The sequence below is a fragment of the Streptomyces sp. AHA2 genome (genome assembly GCF_036857595.1).
Classification (GTDB): Bacteria; Actinomycetota; Actinomycetes; order Streptomycetales; family Streptomycetaceae; genus Streptomyces.
The window spans coordinates 81,801-103,433 of record NZ_JAUQWJ010000006.1; the positions used below are offsets into that span (position 1 = coordinate 81,801).

Consider the following 21,633-nt stretch of genomic DNA (forward strand, 5'->3'; position numbering starts at 1 on the left):
GACCATGGCCTCAGAGCTGCCGACCCGGTTCCTGACGCCTGAGGACCTGGTCGAGATGTTCGAGCTGCCCAGCGTCGAGACGGTCTACCAGTGGCGTCGCAAGCGCACCGGTCCCCGCGGCTTCCGAGTTGGCAGGCATCTCCGCTTCGACCCGGAGGACGTACGCGCGTGGGTGGACTCCCAGCTCGGGGGAGGCTGCCTGATGGCCGGGCACATCCAGGACCGCTGGTACCGGACCGAGGTGGGCGCGGACGGCAAGACTCGCAAGGTCAAGACCGACCGCCACGGCACGGGCATGCGCTACCGCGCCCGCTACATCGGCCCGGACGGCACAGAGAAGTCGAAGAGCTTCCCGGACAAGCAGAAGCGCTTGGCAGACGCCTGGTTGACCAATGTAGAAGCCGATATGGCCCGTGGGCAGTACATCGACCCAAGGGCCGCCCGCATCACCTTCCGTGAGTACACCGATCGTTGGCTGGCCGCCCTCACGACCGACCTAACCAGCCGGGCCGCCGTGGAGGGCAGGCTGCGCCTCCACGCTTTGCCGTACCTCGGCACGCGCCCCATCGGCTCCTTCCAGCCCGAGCACATCCGCGACTGGAACCGCCAGTTGGAAGACGCCGTAGCGTCCGCCCAGTACCGGCGTCTCATCTTCGACGCCGTCTCCTCCGTGCTGAACGCGGCCGTGGATGACCGTCTCCTGGCTTCCAACCCCTGCCGCGTTCGCTCGGTCAAGGCTCCTCGTCCCGTGCCGTCACGTGTCCATCCGTGGACTGCGCAACAGGTCTTCGGCGTACGTTCCGGCCTCCCCGAGCGGTACCAAACCATGGTCGACCTCGGTGCCGGGTGCGGTCTGCGGCAGGGTGAGATCTTCGGCCTGGCCGTCGACAACATCGGAGACCTCGGCTGGCTCTACGTCCGCCAGCAGGTCAAGAAGGTTCGCGGCACGCTGGTCTTCGCCCCGCCCCAGCGCGGCAAGCTCCGTGACGTTCCCCTCGACCCCGAGGTGTCGGCGGCGCTCCGCGAGCACATGGCAAACTTCCCGCCCGTCGAAGTGACGTTGCCATGGCTCACCCCGACCGGCCCCAAGGTCACACACCAGCTCCTCTTCACGAGCGGCATCGGCGCAGCCATCTGGAGCCAGACGTTCAACGACCAGGCGTGGAAACCCGCGCTGGCGTCCGCCGGCATCATCCCGACCCCGGAGAAAGGCCAGCGCTACGCCGCCGCCCGCGAGCACGGCATGCACGCCCTACGCCACTTCTACGCCTCGGTCCTCCTGGATGCCGGAGAGAACATCAAGGCTCTGAGCCTCTACCTCGGCCACAGTGACCCGGGCTTCACCCTCCGCGTCTACACGCACCTCATGCCGTCCAGCGAGACCCGCACCCGGAAAGCCATCTCGGCGATGTACTGGGCAGCCGGTCACGCTCATGACGGCCCGGAGACGCCCGACGGCCCAGAGACGGCCCAAGCCGCCTGACACGGCCCCTCATCGGCACGGAAAGCGCTGGTGAGGGGCCTTTTCATGCCCTCTCGCGGCAAGTAACACCCCATCTTGCCGTACCGCCAGCCCTGGGTGGAAACGCGTCGGCGACGGCCGCTCTGACCTGGGGCTTCACGGCAGGTGGCTGGGACTCCCCCGTCACTGCCGGTCGCCGTCGGCCGGCGTCGATCGCCCTCGCACGAACCAGAGACGGCCCAGGGTCGGGGCTGACCGCCCTCGCCGCTCGACAGACGTGGACGCGCCGAAGCACCGGGACAGCCCGCCTGCGCGAAAGCCGGTGCCTACCGGTTGATCGAGATCTCGTAGACGATCTCCCAGTAAGCGGCGGGCACGACGCGCGTGGAGGAGCACGACCGGCATACGTCGGTCGAGGCGGCGGTACCGAACTCACTCACTGCCGACTTACGGCGAGGGGTCCTGGAAGCGGTGGACGAAGCCGATCGATTCGGCCTTTTCGCCACCGCCTTCAGGAGCGGGAGGCGTTCCGCGCCATCGGCGGGTGCTGCCAGAAGCCGCTGTCCCCCTCGACCGTGTCCTACGTGCACTCGGTGCGCTGGAACACGCCGTTCGTGAAGACGAGCTGTCCCGAAACGTCGCTCGGAACGTCAGACACCGCACCGCGGCCGACGCGTTTCCGGCCTACCGAGACCCGAGCGTCCTAACGCCGCATCGTCCTCCCGACCGAATGCCGCTGTTCCCTCAAGGAGCACAGGGAGCGGCAGGGCATGGAACGCCAGGCAGTCGGCTCGGACTGGAAGGGCAGCGGTTGTCAGTCGCCGCGGAGCGTCCTGCGATAGGCGACGCAGTCCTCGTACGCCGGCAGCAGCCCCCGTGCCTCCGCATCGGTCAGCGTCGGTGCCTGCTCGTCCTTCGGGGACAGCAGTGGTTCGATGCCGGCCGGCCACTCGATGCCGAGGTCCGGGTCCAGCGGGTGGATGCCGTGTTCACGCTCCGGGGCGTAGCCCTCGGAACAGAGGTAGACCACGGTCGCGTCGTCCGTCAGGGCGAAGAAGGCGTGGCCGAGGCCCTCGGACAGGTAGACGGCGTGGTGGGTCCGGTCGTCCAGCCGGACCGCTTCCCACTGCCTGTACGTCGGTGAGCCGACGCGGATGTCGACTATGACGTCGATGACCGCGCCGCGCACGCACGTGACGTATTTGGCCTGGCTGGGCGGGACGTCGGCGAAGTGAATGCCACGCAGAGTACCCCGTTTCGAGACCGAGCAGTTGGCCTGGGCCAGATTCAGGTCCTGACCCGTGGCCTCTCGGAACTCGGCGCCACGGAACCACTCGTGGAAGCTGCCGCGGTCGTCGGGGAAAACCTTGGGCTCCAGAACCCAGGCTCCCTCAATACCCAGTGGTCGCATGTCTCGATCCTTGCTCGCGTGGTCCGGTCACTTCTTCAGGGTCCGACGGAGTTTGCGCGCCGCGCGGCGCAGGAATGTCGGCTTCACCGGACGGGAGCCGGGCGTGCGCCCGCCAGGACCCTTGGCTGCCAGATCGGCGGCAGCGGCAGCGAGGCGCTTGACCACGACACCACGACTCACTGAGACGTCGAGCGCCAGCGGGAGTTGCACCGGCTTGCCGGCTCCGTTCGACGGCAGGGTGAGATCCATCCGCCAGTGGCCGTCGACCAGCTCATCGGACGAGAGGTCGGCGCGCAACTCGGCGTCGCCGGTCGTGCGGGCGGTCAGCGTGCCGGTGACGGCGACCGAGCGGCCGGTCGTGATCTCGGTGAGCTTCACGGGTGCGTCGCACTCGCCTTGAACGTGGAACGGCAGGACGGCGGAGAGGCGCCCGGGACCGGTCGTGACGGTCACGTCGGCGGGAGTCAGATCGGCGAACTCGTACCCGATGCGGCTGGTCCCCTGGTCGACATCGAGCGAGAGGTTGCCGTGCGGGTCGGTCCAGTACGGCAGTACCAGACGGGCCGGTGAGCCGATGACGGCGGCGCGGCGCCCGCGCCGGGCCTCTGCGGTGCGGACGGAACCGAGGCGCGTCTCCTTCGTCCATCCGCAGGAGCTGATGCGGATGAGGACGTCCCAGATCCCCGCGTCCAACGGGGCGCCGTTCGCCGCCGAGAGCGGGTCGACCACTGACGTGGCGTGCAGCACCTGGCGGAAATGGCCTTCCCGGCCCTCCACGGCGACCTTCTCGCGGGTGAGCTCGACGGGCTGGAAGAACTCCGCAGCCGTCGCGCGCTCACGCACGACCAGGTCCACCTTGGACTTGGCCAGCGGAGCGGAGGTGTCCGCACCGAGCAGGGCGATGGCGTCCAGACCGGTCCGTGACAGCGGCGGAACCAGCAGGTCCTTCTCCCCGTCGGCACGGAAGGTGATGGGCTCCCCCGCCGACTTGTACTCGGCGGTGAAACCGATCGTCAGCTTGCCGTTCTCCCAGCCGAGGCTCTCCAGGGAACCGAAGGGCTTGATCCCCGCCTCCCACTGGGCGAACTCTTCGATTTCGGCGAGCCGATTGGCCGAAATCAGGCCGGCGACGATCTGCTGGGTGGGTTGCAGACCCGCTGCGACACCGGGCCCGAAACGCTCGACGACCACCTTGTGAATCTCGTCGAACAGTTCCCGGCGGTAATCCTCCGGCAGCTTCAGCAGCCGCTGCCCCCGCATGCGCTCGACCATCTCGTTGCGCAGCCAGCGGCGGAAGAGCCGGTCGCGCAACGGCCCCGGTTCGGTGAGTTCCTCGACGACGTCGAGGGCCTCACGGAGGTTCTTGAAATAACCGACCGGGTCGAAACGCTGGAAACCCGCGTTGGAGGCGTCCTCGCGCTTGACGTGGTAGTAGCAGAGATAGTCGCTCAACACGGCGACGTTCTCGGCCCGCAGGTAGGCCTCGGTGACGAAGACGTGGTCCTCCAGGCGGCGACGTCCCTCCTTGTAGCGGAGGTTGTGCTTGTCCAGGAACTCCTTGCGGAACATCTTGTGCGGGGTGAGGCTGTCGATCAGCGGGGCGTTCTCGACGTTCGCGTGCGGCCGGTTCTTGCGGAACAGCTCGAGCGGGACCGGGCGGCCCTTTCCGGCCATCTTGCCGACGATCACGTCGGCGTTGTTCTGCACCCCGTAGTTGTACATGCGCTCGAGGGCCTCGTCGCCCAGCCAGTCGTCGTTGTCCACGAACTGGATGAACTCGCCCTTGGCCGCCTCGATGCCGACGTTGCGCGGCTTGCCCGACCACCCGGATCCCTCCTGGTGGATGACGTGCATGTGCGGGTGTTCGGCTGCCAGCCGGTCGAGGCGCTCAGGGGTCTCGTCGGTGGAGCCGTCGTCGACGAAGATCGCCTCGTACTCGTCGTCCGGCAGACTCTGGCGCAGAAGAGAGGCGATGCAGTCCTCGATGTACCTGCCCGGGTTGTAGACCGGGATCACCACGCTCACCTTGATGGACATGTCTCTTCTTCCGCTTCGGTTGCTGGGAGTCACACGGCGCGACCCGGCGCGCGACGCCGCTCATCGAAGGCAAGGCTAACGGGTAACGGCCAGCCGTGGTCACGTCAAAGGGCGGTCACCGGCGCGAACAGAGCACGCGAGGCCCGCACGGCTTCGGTGAACTGTGGTGTAACACGGGCCAGCGGCTCGGCGAAGACCCCCGGTTAGGATGCGCTGTATGAAGGCTCTCGTTCTCTCGGGTGGCTCGGGCACTCGCCTGCGTCCGATAACCCACACATCGGCCAAGCAGCTGGTGCCCGTCGCCAATAAGCCCGTGCTCTTCTACGGGCTGGAGGCCATCGCCGATGCCGGCATCACCGACGTCGGCATCATCGTCGGCGACACCGCCGAAGAGATCCGGGAAGCCGTCGGTGACGGATCGAAGCTCGGGATCAAGGTCACCTACATCCCTCAGGACAAGCCGCTCGGCCTGGCCCACGCCGTGTTCATCGCCCAGGAATTCCTGGGTGACGACGACTTCGTGATGTACCTCGGGGACAACTTCATCGTCGGCGGCATCACCGGTCTCGTCGATGAATTCCGCACGGAACGCCCCGACGCGCAGATCCTTTTGACCCGGGTGCCCAACCCGACGTCGTTCGGTGTCGCCGAGCTCGACGAGAGCGGCCGCGTCAAGGGACTCGAGGAGAAGCCGAAAGAGCCGAAGAGCGACCTCGCACTGGTAGGCGTGTATCTCTTCACCCCCGCCATCCACGAGGCCGTCCGCAGGATCGAACCCTCCTGGCGCGGCGAGCTGGAGATCACCCATGCCATCCAGTGGCTGATCGACGAGCACAAGGACGTCCGCTCGACGACCATCTCCGGCTACTGGAAGGACACCGGGAACGTCGCCGACATGCTGGAGGTCAACCGCTCCGTCCTCGAGACGCTCGAGCCCGGCAACGAGGGCACCGTCGACGAGTCCAGCGAGATCATCGGCCGCGTGCGGATCGAACCCGGTGCGGAGGTCCGCGGATCGCGCATCGTGGGCCCCGTCGTCATCGGCCCCGGTTCAGTGATCAGCGACTCGTACATCGGACCTTTCACCTCCGTGTCCGAGGACTGCCGGATCGACGACAGCGAGGTGGAGTACTCCATCGTCCTGCGGCAGTCCTCCATCACCGGCGTACGGCGCATCGAGGCGTCGCTCATCGGACGCAACGTCCAGGTCACGCCCGCGCCGCGCAATCCCGCAGCCCACCGCCTCGTTCTCGGCGACCACAGCAAAGTGCAGATATCCTCATGACGACCCGCATCCTGGTGACCGGCGGCGCCGGTTTCATCGGCTCCCACTACGTCCGTACCCTGCTCGGCCCCCTGGGCCCGGGAGACGTGGCGATAACCGTCCTGGACAAGCTCACTTACGCGGGCAACCCGGCCAACCTCGACGAGGTGCGCGACCATCCGGGCTTCGCCTTCGTCCAGGGCGACATCTGTGACTCCGGTCTGGTCGGCGAACTGATGGCCGAACACGACGAGGTGGTGCACTTCGCGGCCGAGTCGCACGTGGACCGATCCATCGACGGCGGGGCCGAGTTCGTCCGCACCAACGTGGTCGGCACGCACACCCTGGTCGACGCCGCTCACCGCGCCGGGATCAACGTGTTCGTGCACATCTCCACCGACGAGGTGTACGGCTCCATCGACGAGGGCTCCTGGCCGGAGACCCATCCGCTGCAGCCCAACTCGCCCTATTCGTCGGCCAAAGCGTCCAGCGACCTGATCGCGTTGTCGTACCACCGCACCCACGGCCTGGACGTGCGGGTGACCCGTTGCTCCAACAACTACGGGCATCACCACTTCCCCGAGAAGGTCATCCCGCTGTTCATCACGAACCTGCTGGACGGCAAGAAGGTCCCGCTGTACGGCGACGGCGGCAACGTCCGCGACTGGCTGCACATCGACGACCACGTCCAGGGCATCGAGCTGGTCCGCACCAAGGGCCGGGCCGGTGAGATCTACAACATCGGCGGCGGCACCGAGCTGTCCAACAAGGAGCTGACCCGGCTCCTGCTGGAGGCGTGCGGCGCCGACTGGGACAAGAGCGTCGAGTACGTCCAGGACCGCAAGGGCCATGACCGCCGCTACTCCGTGGACTGCACCAAGATCCGGACGGAACTGGGTTACGAGCCCCGCAAGGACTTCGCCACCGGCCTCGCCGAGACCGTCGCCTGGTACCGGGACAACCGCGCCTGGTGGGAGCCCCTGAAGGAGCGCGCGGCGCTGTGACCTCCACCTGGCTGATCACCGGAGCGGGTGGAATGCTCGGCCGTGATCTCGTGGCCCGTCTGGCGGCCGACGGCGTGCGGAGCGTGGGCCTGACCCGCGCGCACCTCGACGTCACGGATGCGGAGGCGGTGCATCGGGCCGTCGCGGAGCACCGGCCCGATGTGGTGGTCAACTGTGCCGCCTGGACGGCCGTCGACGACGCGGAGACCCGTGAGGCCGACGCCCTGCGGATCAACGGCGGCGGACCCCGGAACCTGGCAGCGGCCTGTGCCCGGACCGGCGCCAGGTTGCTCCAGGTCTCCACGGACTACGTCTTCGCGGGCGACAGCAGCTCCCCGTACCCCGAGGACGCCCCCACGGGCCCTCTCAGTGCCTACGGCCGCACCAAACTGGCCGGTGAGCAGGCGGTGCTGACCGCACTCCCCGAAGCGGGCTACGTGGTACGCACCGCGTGGCTGTACGGGGCCTGCGGCGGCAACTTCGTCCGCACGATGATCAGACTCGAAGGCGTCAAGGACTCCCTCGACGTGGTCGACGACCAGCACGGTCAGCCCACGTGGACCGTCGACCTCGCCGACCGGCTCGTCCGCCTCGGGCACTCCGCACTGGCCGGCGCCGCTCCAGCAGGGATCTACCACGGCACCAGTGGCGGCGAGACCACCTGGTTCGGCCTCACCCGGGAGATCTTCCGGCTCCTCGGCGCGGACCCGAAGCGCGTGCGCACGACCAGCAGCGCCGCCTACGTCCGTCCGGCTCCCCGGCCCGCCTACAGCGTTCTCGGTCATGACCGCTGGTCCGCTGCGGGTATCGAGCCGATCCGTGACTGGCGCGAGGCTCTGCACGAGGCGTTCCCGGCACTGCTGGCCGCGGAGCGGCCGTAGTGGGCCTCCGGACCGGCGCGCATCCACCCCTGCATCCACCCCTGCCGGCCTGGATCGCAGATCGCGGGTGAGGGCCGGTCCGGCCGACCGCCTGGGCAGCCGACCTCGGAGCTTTCTACCGGACGGCGGGCAGTCGGCGTCAGCCGGTCTCGGAGCCGTAGGTTTCGGGGGCCGCGTGGCCGGCGCGGCGGCGGTACTCGGCGTTGATGCGCTGGGCCTCCTCGAGCTGGTCCTCCAGGATGACGATGCGGCAGGCGGCCTCGATCGGGGTGCCCCGGTCGACGAGCTCGCGGGCCCGGGCCGCGATCCGCAGCTGGTAGCGGGAGTACCGGCGGTGTCCGCCTTCCGAACGCAGCGGAGTGATCAGACGGGCCTCGCCGATGGCCCGGAGGAAGGCCGGGGTCGTGCCGAGCATCTCGGCGGCCCGGCCCATCGTGTAGGCGGGGTAGTCATCGTCGTCCAGACGATCACTGAGGGGTCTGTCTGCCGTCATGTCACCTCGATGTACGAAACGCGTCGAGGGGCCCTGGTGCCGTACGGCACCAGGGCCCCGAAGGGAATTGAACACCATCTGTCGGCCCTCATGCTGTGCCGACCTTCTGTGTCCGCTACCGGCCCTGAACAGGGGGGTGCGGGGATCGCGGCTGCGTGACCGGGGACCACCTTCCAATCCGGGGTCTTGCGGTACCCGGCCGCTACTTCTCCGGCCGGGCGATCCCGATGGCGTCGACTCCTCCGTTCTTCCTCTGCACCGACTACTCCGTCGTGCCCGGCTCTTCCCGTCCGCCGGGCTCATTCGACCTTCGCTACGAGACAGAGATTAACTGAGTGAGCGACGAAAGTCTACTGTCACCGATGCAGATTTTTGGACGCACGGGAGTGCGGATTCCTGTCCCGTTCGTCGCCTCCCCCTGAGCGGTCCGGCGGAGCCGGGGCCCGGGACAGCGGTGAGGGCCCTGCCGACGCGCGTCGGCAGGGCCCTCACCGGGCTCGAGGTGGCGGTTTCCCGCCGTCGCTCAGAGGCCCTGGGGCACGCGGCCCTCCGGGGCGGGGGCGCCGAGCAGGGCCGACGCGGTCTCGAGCGGCGTCAGGACGCGGGCGGGCGCGGCGCCGGGATCGTGGCAGGTGAAACCGAGGCGCGTCAGGGCCCGCACGACCTCACCCGCGCTGAAGTCACGGGGGTCCTGCCGGGTGATGACCCGGCCCACCTGCTTGACGGGGTAGCGGCGACGGCCGATGACCACGGACTCGGTCGTGACGGGCTCCGGCGCGACGCCCTTCATCAGAGCCAGCACTCCGTTCCTGGTCAGGTCGAACGGATAGCGGGCGATGACACAGCGCATGATGCTCCTGCTCGGAGAAGAGGACGGGCCGGCCCGGGAGGGCGGTTCAGCGGGAGGAGACGAGCACGTCCCGCAGACGCAACCGGTCCGTGTACGAGGGACTGCCGCGGTGCGCGCTGAGTTCGGCCCGCGTCACCGAGCCGGTGCACTGGTCGTCCTCGTCGCACAGGAGGAGATGCTCGACCCGGGCGCCGTCCATGACGGACAGGGCCACCTCGACCGTCATGTCGCCCCGGACCCGAGGGCCGGAGGCGTCCCGGTCGTCGAGGATCAGGACGCGGGCGAAGGGTGCCGTCTGTGGCCGCGGTGTCCGGACCGGTGTCAAAGGTGCCTCCTGGGAGTGGGTGAGTGGTGGGCCGCCGCCCGCCGGGCGCCGCCCGTCGTTCGTCCGGACCGAAGGACCGGCGTTCGGACCGTCGTACGGCGGGACGCGAGACGCCGGGAGGCCGCGACGAGGTCTTGCCGCTCGTCGGGACGTCGAGCGGGCCGTGTAGCTCGTCGGGACGTCGAGCGGGCCGCGTAGCTCGTCGGGACGTCGAGCGGGCCGCGTAGCTCGTCGGGACGTCGAGCGGGCCGTGTGGCTCGTCGGGACGTCGAGCGGGCCGTGTGGCTCGTCGGGACGTCGGGGGAAGCCGTGTGGCTCGTCGATGCCGTGTGGCTCCGGGACGAAACCCGATGCCCGCTACGCCGTCCGGTCCGCGGTGGCCCGCGGTGCCCTGCGCCGTCCGGGCCTTCCACCGGTACGCCCCTGGGACGCACGCTCCCCGCCGCCCCGGAACGAGGGAGCACCGGACGAGCCGGCCCGGCGGGGACGGGGCACGGCCGGCGGCGTGATGACGACCGGGACGCCGGAGGGCACTTGGGCGCCGGTGATCCGGCTGAGCTCCGCCTCACCGGAACGCACCGCGGTCACCTGCGGGGTGATCGCGGCCGAGGCCATCAACCGGTTCATGCCACGGCGCTGGCCGGGCGTCACGAGGGTGACGACGCTGCCGGACTCGCCGGCGCGTGCGGTGCGGCCGCCGCGGTGCAGGTAGTCCTTGTGGTCGACCGGCGGATCGACGTTGACGACCAGGTCGAGCTGGTCGACGTGGATGCCGCGGGCCGCCACGTTGGTCGCCACCAGGACCGTCACGTGGCCGGTCTTGAACTGGGCCAGCGTCCGCGTGCGCTGCGGCTGGGACTTGCCGCCGTGCAGCGCCGCGGCGCGGACACCGCTGTGCAGCAGGTGCTCGGTCAGCCGGTCCACGGCGTGCTTGGTGTCCAGGAACATGATCACCCGGCCGTCGCGCGCCGCGATCTCGGTGGTGGTCCGGTGCTTGTCGGCCTCGTGCACGTGGAGCACGTGATGCTCCATCGTGGTGACGGCGCCCGCCGAAGGATCGACGGAGTGGACCACCGGGTCGGACAGGTAACGGCGTACCAGCAGATCGACGTTGCGGTCGAGTGTCGCCGAGAAGAGCATGCGCTGCCCGCCGGTCCGCACCTGGTCGAGCAGCGCGGTGACCTGGGGCATGAAGCCCATGTCGGCCATCTGGTCGGCCTCGTCGAGGACGGTGACGGCGACATCGTCCAGCTGGCAGTGCCCGCGGTCGATCAGGTCCTTGAGCCGCCCCGGTGTCGCGACGACGACCTCCGCCCCGGCCCGCAGGGCGTTCGCCTGCCGGCCGATCGACATGCCGCCGACGACGGTCGCGAGCCTCAGCCGCACCGAACGGGCGTACGGAGTCAGCGCGTCGGTCACCTGCTGAGCCAGTTCGCGGGTCGGCACGAGGACCAGGGCGAGCGGCTTGCGCGGCTCCGCCCGCTGACCCGCCGTGCGGGCCAGCACCGCGAGGCCGAAGGCCAGGGTCTTGCCCGATCCGGTACGGCCGCGGCCCAGGACGTCCCGTCCGGCGAGGGAGTTCGGCAGGGTCGCGCCCTGGATGGGGAACGGCACGGTCACACCCTCGTGGCCGAGCGCGGTGAGCAACGGCGCCGGCAGACCGAGATCGGCGAACGACTCGACGGCGGGCAGCGCGGGCGTGATCGTGACCGGCGGGGCGAACTCGCCCTGCGGTGCGCCGGGCCTGCGTCCGTGACCGGCGGAACGCCGCGGAGCCCCGGAGCGCCGGGATTCCGAGCCCCTGGAGCGGTCATGGGAGCGGTTGGAGGTGCGGGGGGTGCGTGCGTAGTTCATGCGGAACCTTCCTCGATGTGGCACGTGGGCGCGTAGCGAGGAAATTCCGCAGCAAAATGAACGGCGCAGAGAATCTCGAGAACGAGCCGGAAAGCGAAGGGCGCCGATTCGATGGATCGACGGATACGACAGGGGTGGACGCCACCTGCCGGTGGAGCCGTGAGCAGTTCCGTCGTGCGCCCTGAAATGAAGCGAGCTGGGGCCCGCACCCCAAGGTGCGGGCCCCAGCTGCGAAGTACGCGTTGCCGCGTGGATCAGGCGGGAACGATGTTCTCGGCCGTCGGGCCCTTCTGGCCCTGCGCGATGTCGAACGACACCTTCTGGCCTTCCAGCAGCTCACGGAAGCCCTGGGTGGCGATGTTCGAGTAGTGCGCGAAGACGTCGGCGCCGCCGCCGTCCTGCTCGATGAAGCCGAAGCCCTTTTCCGCGTTGAACCACTTCACGGTGCCAGTAGCCATGTCATTTCTCCTTCGGAGACGGTGTTCGAGAATCCGCCCTGTGCGGATTTCGAGTCGCCGTGTTGATCAACCGTCGGAAAATGAACCTTCTGGCAACCACACCTGCAACTGAGAACGACGTTAGCACGGCACCCTCGGACCTGCGGGTTCCCGTTTTTCCGGTCCGGTCCGCGGGAGAGGAATACTCGCCGTGCGCCGCAGCTAATTCTGTCGCCCCGGCAACAGATATTGGCCGGGTGGGAGCATCGTGTTTCTGTCGGCTGGTGCGCTCTCGACGCCGTGACCTCCGACGATCAACCGTGCGCCGCCCGGCCGCCCCCGCTGAGCGAACCAGGGATGCGGGGCGCCGGACGGCCTCGGTGCGACAAGGGTCACATCCACCGAATGGCCGCAGGCCCGGGCGCGGCAGACCCGGCGACGGCCGCATGCCGTGCCCACCGGCCGGGTGCCGTGTCCACCGGCCGGGTGCGTGAGGTCCACGGTGACGCGCAGGGGCGCCGCCACCGCACGCGGTCGGGACCGGCCGGTCACTCCCCTGCCGCGGTCTCCCTGCGTCGCAGCACGATCAGCGTGGCTCCGCCGATGACCACCAGGCCGATGGCGGTGCCCGCGATCAGGGGCGTGAGGGCCGAGCCGCCGGTTTCGGCGAGGTTGGTGTCGGCGGCCGTACCGCTGAGCGTGGCCGGGGACGGCTCGCTGAGCGTCTGGGTGGTCGTACCGGCCGCGCTGCCCCGGGTCCGGCAGTCCAGCACGCCCGTGAAGCGCTCCTCCAGGCCACCGGGGCCGTGGACGGTGAAGTCGTAGGACTGGTCCTCCTGCAGGGGGACCGTGACGGTGCGGGTCTCACCGGGGGCGATGGTGTGCTCGAGCCCGGCGAGGTCGAAGGTGAACGGCTCGTCGCCCTTGTTGGAGGCGATCACGTCGAGCCCGCCCTCGGCGCAGTTCTTCGCCGCGGACAGCGCGGGGACCGGCCCTTCCTTCGCCCAGGTGACCCCGGCCTTCGCCGACACCGTCGACTCGCTGGACCCCGCCAGGATCTGCGTTTGGCTGCGGCTCTCGGAGGCGAAGGCCCGGCCGACCGGGACGGTGGTCGAGGCCTGCACGGTCAGGTCCGCCGTACCGGCGTCCGCCTCCTCGGGGACCTCGACGTACACCTGTCCGCCGTCGGTGGTGGCGGTGACGGGCTCCCCGTGCCGGTCGACGATGCGGACACCGCTCGTCGCCGCGTCCGCGGGCGGGGTCAGCGTCGCACTGCCGGAGTTCGTCCGCACCGTCACCGGACCGATCCGCTCGCCTGGCCGGCCGGAGACAGCCGGCGGGTCGAGCGTGAGCGACGCCCTCGGCTCCGGCATCACGCGGGCGTTCTTCTCCAGGTAGTCCGCGAGTTGCTCGGCCTGCGGGTCGACGGCGTCGACCTCCGCGTCGTCCGAGTAGCGCCAGATCGCCACCTGCGTGCCGGCCGCGGCGTCCTGTTCGGTCAGCGGTCCCTTGACGCCGGCCTTCCGGGCCAGCGCGGCGAGATCGTTCACCTGCGGGTAGGAGTGGTGCAGGATCCAGCGGATCTTCCCGGCGTCCCGGTTGGCGCCGAGGGACGTGCCGCTCCACGGCGTCTCGTGGTACTTGGCGTCCCGCTGCGTGGGGTTGTGCAGGTCCACGCAGTAGGTCTGCAGCATGCCGCCGCCGTCGACGGACATCTCGAACAGCCCCGCCGGGATCTCCCGGTCGCCCGTGCCACCGTGTATCACGGCCGCGCCGAAGGTCTTGAGGCCGCCTATCGTCGCCGCTGCTCCGCCCTGTCTCTGCGTCGTCTCGTCGGCGGCGGCCCGGCCGGCACCCGCCAGTCCGCCCGCGGTGACCATCCCGGACACCAGCGTCGCGGCGACCAGGCGGGTCCCTCGCCTGCGTGCGAACAGCTCAGAGAACGAAGCAAGCACCAAATTCCCCTTCGAGCAGGACCGTTGACGTGGGGGGGGACGGTCCCACCAGCAGAATCAGAAGCCCCTCGGGCCACGCCGGCCCCGAAAGCCATGTGCGGCATCCTAAGGACGCGGCGGACCCCGGCCGCCGGTCAGACAGTCGGGCGAGTGATCCGACTCGGAATCGTTATCGCCAAGGCCCTTGCGGACAGGGGCTGTCGACGAATCACTCCCGGTCGTAGCGGACGTGGACGCCGATAAGCCGCAACCCGGGCAGAGACCGAGGCGACCGGCGCTACGTCAAGGACGGTTCGGCCACCGGCCGTTGTCCCTGGACGACGTCCGCGCGCTCGGGTGAACCGTCGGGTGGCGTCTCCCAGTCGGGTTCGGGGCGGCTCGGGGGTGACGCTGCCTCCGTCCGGCCGCCGCGCCGGAACGCCGAGGTCCCCCAGGCCAGGTCATGGCCGATCGCCACGGCGTCGATGTCCGCCGACGTCCGGCTCTGTCCCTCGCGCACGTCGGTGCGCACCTTCAGCCGTCCTTGCACGATCACCGGCTCCCCCACGGTCAGGGACGCCGCCGTGTTCGTGGCCAGTTGCCGATTGGCCCAGACGGTGAAGAAGTTGGTGTGCCCGTCGGCCCAGGTGCTCTTCTCGCGGTCCCAGTAGCGCGCGGTCACCGCCAGCCGGAACCGCGCCGACGGCCCGGACGCGACCTCCCGGTACACCGGCTGCGTCGCCACCCTGCCGACCGCGCAAACCATGGTCTCGTTCATGGTGAGCCCCTCCCATCGCCCGGCTCACGGCGCCGGGCCGGCATGCGTACGGGCCCGTCCCGTACGGCTGTGTCCCCCAGACTGCCGCCGCCGGGCCGGGCCCGCTGAGCCCTGTGGATGCACCTCCGGCCTGTGGACAAAGCCGTCACCGGCGCGGGTGACGCGTGCCCTGGACGGGTGGGTGGGAAGTACCGGACGGCGGGCGCCGCAGCGCCAACAGCCTCCGGGCCGTCAGCGCCCGGCCGCCCCCACCACCCTCCCGTACTGCTCGCGGACCTCCCGGTACCGCAGCAGCTCCGCCGCCACCGGGTCCAGCACCCGGGCCCTGCCGCACCCGGACGCGGCCTCCCGCAACCGGCGTTCCGCGTCCTGCCCGTAGCGCCGGGCAGGGCCCCGTGCGGCCATGCGGCAGCTCCACTCGATGAGCGGACCGCCCACGATGCCGATGACCATCAGCAGGACCGGCACTCCCAGATTCGGCGCCATGACGCCGACGATCTGGCACACCAGCCACAGACCGCCCAGGAACTGCAGGATCGTCATGCACGCCTGCGTCAGCACGGCCACCGGCCACCACCCCGGCCGCGGCGGCCGGCCGGACGGCAGCCCCGCGCGCACGGACAGCTCGTCCAGCGCCTCGGGCAGCCCCTGCGCACCCCGGGCGGCGGCTTCGCGCACCGCCTGGGCCCAGGGCGCGGGAAGCCCGGCCGAGGCCCGGTCGGCCACCGTGCGCACCGCCTGTTCCACCCGCTGCCGTGCGGTGGTCTCCTCGTCGCCCTGCGTGCGGGGGACCGGACCCGTGGCGGACTCGCCCCGGTCCCGGTACCAGCGCCACAGCCGCAGCCAGGGGGTGCCGCAGGCACGGTTGGCGTTGCGCAGCCAGGCCCGTTCGGCGGCCTCACCCGCCGCCGTGGCACCGACCGCGTCCGCGAGCCGGTCGGCGAACTCCTCACGCGCCTGCTCGCTGAGCCCTGTGCGCCGCTGGGTGGCGTAGACCGGCCACAGCCGGGCCGCGGCGATGTCCACGTCGGCCGAGATGCGGCGCGTCGGCGCCCCGCGTTCCGCGACGAACTGGCCGAGGGCCTCGCGCAGTTCGCCGACGCCGTCGCCGGTGAGGGCGGACAGCGCGAGCACGGTCGCGCCCGGCTCGCCGTACTCGCCCAGCGCGATGCCGTCCTCGTCCAGCAGGCGCCGGAGGTCGTCGAGGACCTGCTCGGCGGCCTCGCCGGGCAGCCGGTCGACCTGGTTCAGCACGACGAACATGACCTCGGCGTGCGCGGCCATCGGCCGCAGGTACCGCTCGTGGAGCACTGCGTCGGCGTACTTCTCCGGGTCGACGACCCAGATGACGGCGTCGACCAGGCCCAGGATGCGGTCGACGTGTTCGCGGTGCTGCACGGCCGCCGAGTCGTGGTCGGGCAGGTCGATGAGCACGAGGCCGCGCAGGGGCGACTCCCCGTCCCCGGCCGGCAGCGGCCGGCGGCGCAGGCGCGGCGGGATGCCGAGCCGTTCGATGAGGCTCGCGGCCCCGTCGCTCCAGCTGCAGGCGATGGGCGCCGCGGTGGTGGGACGACGCACGCCCGTCTCGGAGATGGTCACCCCGGCGAGCGCGTTGAACAGCTGCGACTTGCCGCTGCCGGTGGCACCCGCGATGGCGACGACGGTGTGCTGCCCCGACAGGCGGCGCCGCGCGGACGCCTCGTCGAGCACCCGGCCCGCTTCGGACAGGGTGCGGCTGTCGAGGCGGGTGCGGGACAGGCCGACGAGTTCGCGCAGCGCCTCCAGGCGGGCCCGCAGCGGCCCGTCGTAGACCAGCGGGGTGACGGCGGGAGGGGCGGCCGAACGGCTGTCCGTGGTCGGATAGCGGGTGCTCTGGGCGGTCTCGTCGACGCGGCGCGCGATCAGCCCGTCGTCCCAGGCGTCGCCCGCGGGCTCCGCACGGCCGTCCTCCACGCGCGTGTGCCCGCCGTCCGCGGGTTCGCCCTGTGCGTTCTTGCCGGCCGGATTCCGGCCGGACTTCCTGCCCTTGGCGTCGTCCGGCCGGTCGGCGTGCTCGGTGTGGTCCTGGTCAGTGACGGCGGTCACCGGTCACCTCTCCTTCTGCAGTACGGACAGCGCGGCGATGAGTTCGGCCTGGGGCTCGGGGTGGACGTCGAGGGCGTCCAGCGGCGCGAGCCGGCGCTCGCGTTCGGCGTGCAGGACCCGGTCGACGTGCTCGCCGAGCAGCCGTCCGGCCCGGTCGCGCAGCCGCAGCGCGCCGTGGGCGCCGATCCGTTCGGCGAGTCCCTCTCCCGCTGTGCGGCCCCGGCGGCCGCCCAGCAGCGAGGTGGCGACCAGGGCGGTGACCAGCTCCGGGTCGGGGGCGAGGTTGCGGTCGACCTCGCGGACCTCCTCCTCGGCGAACTCCTCCAGCTCCCGCCGCCAGCGCCGTACGGCCAGCCCGATGCGGTGCTCGGCGCTCTCCGGGGCGGCCTCGGGCACGGCCAGCTCGGGGGCGGCCGAGGCGGGTTCGCGGCGCCAGGCGTCGTCGACGCGTTCGTCGGCCGCCGTGACGGCGCACAGCAGCAGGGCGCTCAGGCTCTCCACGAGGGCGTCGAGGAGCTCACCGGAGGTGCAGTCCAACGGGAAGGCGCGCCACCGCTTGAGCGCGTCCCCGGCGAGGACCGCCCCGGACTGCAACCGGCCCCGCACGCGCGCGTGCTCGCTGTCGTAGGCCGCCTCGACGGCGGAGGTGAGCCGCAGGGCGGCGGCGTACTGCGCGGCGGCGGCACCGGCCAGCTCGGGCATGCGGGACTTCAGGGAGTCCAGGACGCCGTACGCGGTGCGCGCCAGGACCTGCTGCCGGGCGGCGGGGTCCTGCGCCTGGTGGACGAGCCAGGTGCGCAGCTGGGCCACGGCGGACGCCGGCAGGAGCCCGCCGCCCCAGGCCGACTCGGGCAGTTCGGGGACGGTGAAGCGCGGCACCTCGCCGAGGCCGGCCTTGGTCAGCAGGGCGCCGTACTGCCGGGACACCTCGTTGACGACCTGGTGGGGCACGCGGTCAAGGACGGTGACCAGGGTGACGTCGTACTCCTTGGCGGTGCGCAGCATGTGCCAGGGGACGGCGTCGGCGTAACGGGCGGCGGTGGTGACCATGACCCAGATGTCCGCGGCGCAGATGAGCTCGGCGGCCAGGACGCGGTTGTCGGCGACCAGGGAGTCGATGTCGGGCGCGTCCAGCAGGGCGAGTCCGGGCGGCAGCGTCTCGGCGGTCTCGACGCGCAGCACGCGCGCGGGGTTCTCGCCGGGGAGCAACAGGTCGTCGGGGGCATCCTGCTGGGGCATCCACACGCGGGTGAGGTCGGGCAGCACTCTCATCCCGCTGAACCAGTGGTGGTCCTCCGGATGGCAGACCAGCACCGGGGTCCGTGTCGTGGGCCGCAGCACCCCGGCCTCACTGACCCGCCGTCCCACGAGGGAGTTCACGAGCGTGGACTTCCCCGCGCCCGTGGAGCCGCCCACGACGGCCAGAAGCGGCGCTTCGGGGTCGCGCAGCCGGGGCACCAAGTAGTCGTCGAGCTGCGCGAGCAGTTCGTCGCGGCTGGCACGCGCGCGTGGAGCCCCCGCCAGGGGCAGCGGGAAGCGTGCGGCGGCGACACGGTCGCGCAGGGCGGAGAGTGCGTCGAGCAGCTGAGGCCGTACGTCCAAGGTCACCACATGTGCAGAATGCCCAATTTTAGGGGAATTCTGAAGCATATGAGCATGTCTGCGCGCCGATAGAGCACAAGGGACGGAAGGGACGAGTGGGACACCGGCGCACTCCAGGCATAACGAGTGCACAACACCCGATGCCGCAGACGCCAAAAGCGATGCACGATTCGTACCTGCCTGCGATTATCAGGACCGCTTCACCGAACCTCCACATCGAGCCACGGAGGCGAAGCAACAGGGACGAGGACGCGGGAGCCCTATCCTTGTCCCCGGCAACGTCACGGTTCGGCCCACACCCGGGCACCACGACAGAGGCCACCACACCCGGCCCCCGTAGCTCAGTGGATAGAGCAGGCGCCTTCTAAGCGCTTGGCCGCAGGTTCGAGTCCTGCCGGGGGCGCCACCTCCTGCCAGCAGCGACGCCCAGAGGGGATCCCCCCTCCAGGGCGTTTTCGTGTCCCTGACGGCGATGCTGACGGCAACGGCCCCCTCATTCGCCGGACAGCAGGTCCCCCCAGCTGTCCGGAGCGGCCCGCTTCTCCGTCCTGTCGGCGTGCGCGTGGATGTCACGGTCACGTCCAGGGCGCTGTGCCCGGCGATGTCCCGGACGGTGTGCGGTGGGATGCCCGGTCCCAGCGGCAGGGTCACGCAGGTGTGGCGGAGGTCATGGAAGCGCACATCCAGGCCGAGCCGCTCGCGGATCGGGAAGAAGTGCCGGTTCAGGTTCCTATCAGTGCCCGCGCCACTGAGAACGGCGCAGGCCCTCACTTCTGTGAGTGAGGGCCTGCACCGTGTGTGTGGGGTGGTCGAGGAAGCGCTGTTGTCCACTGCCCTGGGGCAGTCGATCGCGGGGATCCGCGCGACGGGAGGATTCCGCTGCTCGTTCTCGGCTTCGCGTTCCGTTCAGGCTCGGGACTGGGCGAGGATTTTGTCCGTGGGTCGGCTGCCGGATGCCAGGTAGTGGGAGTACCGGGCGTGTTCTTCCGGGTTGATGGCGGTGCGGTTGCCGGTGGAGTCGAAGCGGATGACGCGCGATCGGACCGTGGCGTGGGTGCCGTGTTCGGAGGTGATCTCAGTGAGGAGCGTCAGGCTGGCCTTGCCGATCTTCTCGATGTGCAGAGACAGCTTGGCCTCGGCTGTTGTCCAGGGCAGCGGCATGATGAAGCTGGCCTGGATCTCTGCGGCCCCCCAGTAGCTCTCGACGCCGTGCTCTTGCTGAAGCATCTGAGCCAGTTCGACGCCGGCGTCTTCGGCGTACCGGATCATCGACAAGTTGTGCACATTGCCGTAGATGTCGGCATCGCTCATCCTGATGCGCCGACGGGTGGTGAAGGCTTTCATGTGTGTCCTGCTCCGGGAGGTCTGAAGGGATCGAGAGGGTGATGCGGCGACTGGATCAGCGGGCGGTCATGGGCGTGTCTGCCAGTGACTTCTCCACGATGTCGGCTGCGGCTGCGGCGCCACCGGCTGCGCTGATGTCCTGGCGCAGCCCGGTCACCGCGGTAGCGATCTGCGGGTCGTCCATGACCGACTGGACCGCGTCGCGCAAAGCCTCGGCAGCGGCCAGCTCCCGGGGAAGGTGCCGTCCCACACCCAGCTCCTCAACCCGGGCGGCATTGACGCGCTGCTCGGCCATCTGAGGCACCACCACGACGGGCACCCCGAGGGAAAAGGCCTCCATCAGGCTGCCCATGCCGCCGTGCGTGACGAAAGCCGAGGCTGAGGCCAGAACGTCGAGCTGAGGCACGCTCGCGTGCACCTCGAACCCGTCTCCCACAGGACCGAGCCCGGCAGCGGCCACCTCGGCACCCACGCTCATCACCACGTGCCATCCCTGGCCGCCGAACGCCTCGATGCACGCCCGGTAGAACTCCGGGCGCCGATTGAACTGGGAGCCCAATGACACGTACACCACCGGCTTGTCGCTCTGCGGCCTGTGCCAGCGGCCCTGGAAGGAACGCTCGGCAAGGGCAGGGCCCACCCAGTGCGCCTCGCCTGCCCGCACCGTCTCCGGCCGCCGCTGGAAGGACCGGGGGAAGAAGGCGACCGTGCACGGCGGCGCCAAGGCCAGGGAGTGGACGCCGCCGGGTACCCCGAAGCGCGTTGCCGCGCTTGAGAGTTCAGCGAAGCCGGGAATCTGCGCGACATCCGCGAGGCCGAAGAACTCCTGTACCAGCCCTTCGTAGGCGATGTGCGTCGGTGCCAGCTGAATGCTCGGCACCTGCCAGCGCGCCGCCAGCAGCGGTCCCGCCCACGCGTACACGTCGGCCAGCACCACGTCGGGCACGTCGTCGGCGAACGCCTCCTCCAGTTGCGGCAGTGCCGTCACATTCACGCCCACAGCCAGGGTGGCGCCCTTGGCCATGTCCTCGGGGGCCTCTTCTGCCGGGGGAACGTCATAGAGCACGGGCGTCGCACCCGCCGCCCGGACGCAGGCGGCGAACTCGGCGGTCACCGCGTAGCTCACCCGATGACCGCGATCGACCAGTTCCCGTACGACGGCGAGGGTGGGGATCACATGACCGTGCATCGGCACGTTGAACACCGCCACGTGCCGCGCGAGCCCTTGACCGCCGGCGACAACATCCCGCATGAGTATCACTCCAGACTCCGCCCCGCCGCACTCGTGCCGCGGGAGAACCGATGTGCCGTCCCCCCAACGCCACGGCCCCGCCGACGGACACTGCCCGACGCCTTCTTTCACCTCTGCGCGGCCAGGCACCGCAGGCCACGCTCACCCGGCGCGGGCATGGACGCTCAGGCGGGTGTTCGCCGCCCCGACACCGTTGAGGCGGCAGGGGATCGGCACCGGCATGGCGGTGGTCGCCGCGACCAGGTATCCGCATCCCCACCTCACGACCGGCACCGCGTGGGTGCGAGATCGGCGTCGGCGAACCGCGGGCTGCCGGCAGACCGGCTCGCCCCTGGCCGCGCGGCCGACTAACGGGGCCACCCGTGTGAGGGACTGCGCTCACGAAGGCAGCGGCCTACCGTGCCACCAGGAGAGCCCCGCATGGTGGCACGGACACGGAAGAAGGCACCGATGACCAGTGAGACAGCCAGTTCCTCCGGCACGGTGAGCAACTGCACCTGCGGACCGGGATGCTCGTGCGGCTGCCAATCCGGGGGATCCTGCCAGTGCGGCGGTGGCTGCGGGTAACACTGCCGCACACCCAAGGCCGGCCTGTACAGGCGCGAAGGGCTTCCCTGACG

At 70.4% G+C, this 21,633-nt stretch carries 17 protein-coding genes and 1 tRNA gene; 5 read left to right on the top strand and 13 right to left on the bottom strand.

From position 1 onward, the window contains the following. Positions 1 to 4: 4 nt before the first annotated feature. The gene (locus tag Q5694_RS14810; protein WP_333933386.1) at positions 5 to 1,483 is read left to right on the top strand and encodes a tyrosine-type recombinase/integrase; all 1,479 of its coding nucleotides are present in this window, start codon (positions 5 to 7) and stop codon (positions 1,481 to 1,483) included. A gap of 793 nt (positions 1,484 to 2,276) precedes the next feature. Here the strand turns inward: Q5694_RS14810 and rfbC are convergent. Both rfbC and Q5694_RS14825 read right to left on the bottom strand, forming a co-directional pair. Beyond that, a complete protein-coding gene (gene rfbC / locus Q5694_RS14820) occupies positions 2,277 to 2,873 on the bottom strand; it encodes a dTDP-4-dehydrorhamnose 3,5-epimerase (RefSeq protein ID WP_333933387.1) in 597 nt (198 codons plus the stop codon). Between the two features lie 27 nt (positions 2,874 to 2,900). After that, positions 2,901 to 4,910 (bottom strand): glycosyltransferase family 2 protein, encoded by a 2,010-nt coding sequence (locus Q5694_RS14825; protein ID WP_333933388.1) that lies wholly within the window; start codon positions 4,908 to 4,910, stop codon positions 2,901 to 2,903. 217 nt (positions 4,911 to 5,127) lie between these two features. Between Q5694_RS14825 and Q5694_RS14830 the strand changes: the two genes are divergently transcribed. The 3 genes from Q5694_RS14830 to rfbD are packed head-to-tail and all read left to right on the top strand — an operon-like array spanning position 5,128 to position 8,059. Next, positions 5,128 to 6,195: a glucose-1-phosphate thymidylyltransferase gene (locus Q5694_RS14830; RefSeq protein WP_333933389.1), complete on the top strand. Its 1,068-nt coding sequence runs from the start codon at positions 5,128 to 5,130 to the stop codon at positions 6,193 to 6,195. Then, positions 6,192 to 7,178, top strand: coding sequence for a dTDP-glucose 4,6-dehydratase (gene rfbB / locus Q5694_RS14835; RefSeq protein ID WP_333933390.1), 987 nt, complete (start codon positions 6,192 to 6,194; stop codon positions 7,176 to 7,178). The genes Q5694_RS14830 and rfbB overlap by 4 nt, the downstream gene beginning before the upstream one ends. 32 nt (positions 7,179 to 7,210) lie before the next feature. Further along, on the top strand, positions 7,211 to 8,059 hold the full coding sequence (gene rfbD / locus Q5694_RS14840; RefSeq protein ID WP_443040888.1) for a dTDP-4-dehydrorhamnose reductase: 849 nt from the start codon (positions 7,211 to 7,213) through the stop codon (positions 8,057 to 8,059). Positions 8,060 to 8,198: 139 nt separating this feature from the next. Here rfbD and Q5694_RS14845 read toward each other — a convergent pair whose 3' ends face one another. From Q5694_RS14845 to Q5694_RS14885, 9 genes are all read right to left on the bottom strand, one after another. Continuing rightward, positions 8,199 to 8,552, bottom strand: coding sequence for a MerR family transcriptional regulator (locus Q5694_RS14845; protein WP_333933392.1), 354 nt, complete (start codon positions 8,550 to 8,552; stop codon positions 8,199 to 8,201). A gap of 523 nt (positions 8,553 to 9,075) precedes the next feature. Continuing rightward, positions 9,076 to 9,402, bottom strand: coding sequence for an SCO5918 family protein (locus tag Q5694_RS14850; RefSeq protein ID WP_333933393.1), 327 nt, complete (start codon positions 9,400 to 9,402; stop codon positions 9,076 to 9,078). Positions 9,403 to 9,448: 46 nt separating this feature from the next. Then, positions 9,449 to 9,676: a CBS domain-containing protein gene (locus Q5694_RS14855; RefSeq protein ID WP_333933688.1), complete on the bottom strand. Its 228-nt coding sequence runs from the start codon at positions 9,674 to 9,676 to the stop codon at positions 9,449 to 9,451. A 408-nt stretch (positions 9,677 to 10,084) separates the two neighbouring features. Then, positions 10,085 to 11,581 (bottom strand): DEAD/DEAH box helicase, encoded by a 1,497-nt coding sequence (locus tag Q5694_RS14860; protein ID WP_333933394.1) that lies wholly within the window; start codon positions 11,579 to 11,581, stop codon positions 10,085 to 10,087. Between the two features lie 254 nt (positions 11,582 to 11,835). Further along, the gene (locus Q5694_RS14865; RefSeq protein WP_028799214.1) at positions 11,836 to 12,039 is read right to left on the bottom strand and encodes a cold-shock protein; all 204 of its coding nucleotides are present in this window, start codon (positions 12,037 to 12,039) and stop codon (positions 11,836 to 11,838) included. 527 nt (positions 12,040 to 12,566) lie between these two features. Then, the gene (locus tag Q5694_RS14870; protein WP_333933397.1) at positions 12,567 to 13,973 is read right to left on the bottom strand and encodes a Cys-Gln thioester bond-forming surface protein; all 1,407 of its coding nucleotides are present in this window, start codon (positions 13,971 to 13,973) and stop codon (positions 12,567 to 12,569) included. A 277-nt stretch (positions 13,974 to 14,250) separates the two neighbouring features. Continuing rightward, on the bottom strand, positions 14,251 to 14,730 hold the full coding sequence (locus tag Q5694_RS14875; protein ID WP_333933399.1) for a single-stranded DNA-binding protein: 480 nt from the start codon (positions 14,728 to 14,730) through the stop codon (positions 14,251 to 14,253). 231 nt (positions 14,731 to 14,961) lie between these two features. Beyond that, positions 14,962 to 16,815, bottom strand: a complete 1,854-nt coding sequence (locus Q5694_RS14880) for a YfjP family GTPase (RefSeq protein WP_333933400.1) — start codon at positions 16,813 to 16,815, stop codon at positions 14,962 to 14,964. Positions 16,816 to 16,818: 3 nt separating this feature from the next. Continuing rightward, a complete protein-coding gene (locus Q5694_RS14885; RefSeq protein ID WP_333933401.1) occupies positions 16,819 to 18,426 on the bottom strand; it encodes a dynamin family protein in 1,608 nt (535 codons plus the stop codon). A gap of 321 nt (positions 18,427 to 18,747) precedes the next feature. On the opposite strand from Q5694_RS14885, the gene Q5694_RS14890 reads away from it, so the two are divergent. After that, positions 18,748 to 18,823, top strand: a tRNA-Arg gene (locus Q5694_RS14890). Positions 18,824 to 19,323: 500 nt separating this feature from the next. Here the strand turns inward: Q5694_RS14890 and Q5694_RS14895 are convergent. Together Q5694_RS14895 and Q5694_RS14900 are read right to left on the bottom strand one after the other, a co-directional pair. Further along, entirely contained in the window at positions 19,324 to 19,761 is a 438-nt protein-coding gene (locus tag Q5694_RS14895) for an acyl-CoA thioesterase (protein ID WP_333933402.1), read from the bottom strand. A 55-nt stretch (positions 19,762 to 19,816) separates the two neighbouring features. Beyond that, complete coding sequence (locus Q5694_RS14900; RefSeq protein WP_333933403.1) at positions 19,817 to 21,013, bottom strand: macrolide family glycosyltransferase; 1,197 nt, start codon at positions 21,011 to 21,013, stop codon at positions 19,817 to 19,819. Positions 21,014 to 21,633 lie beyond the last annotated feature (620 nt).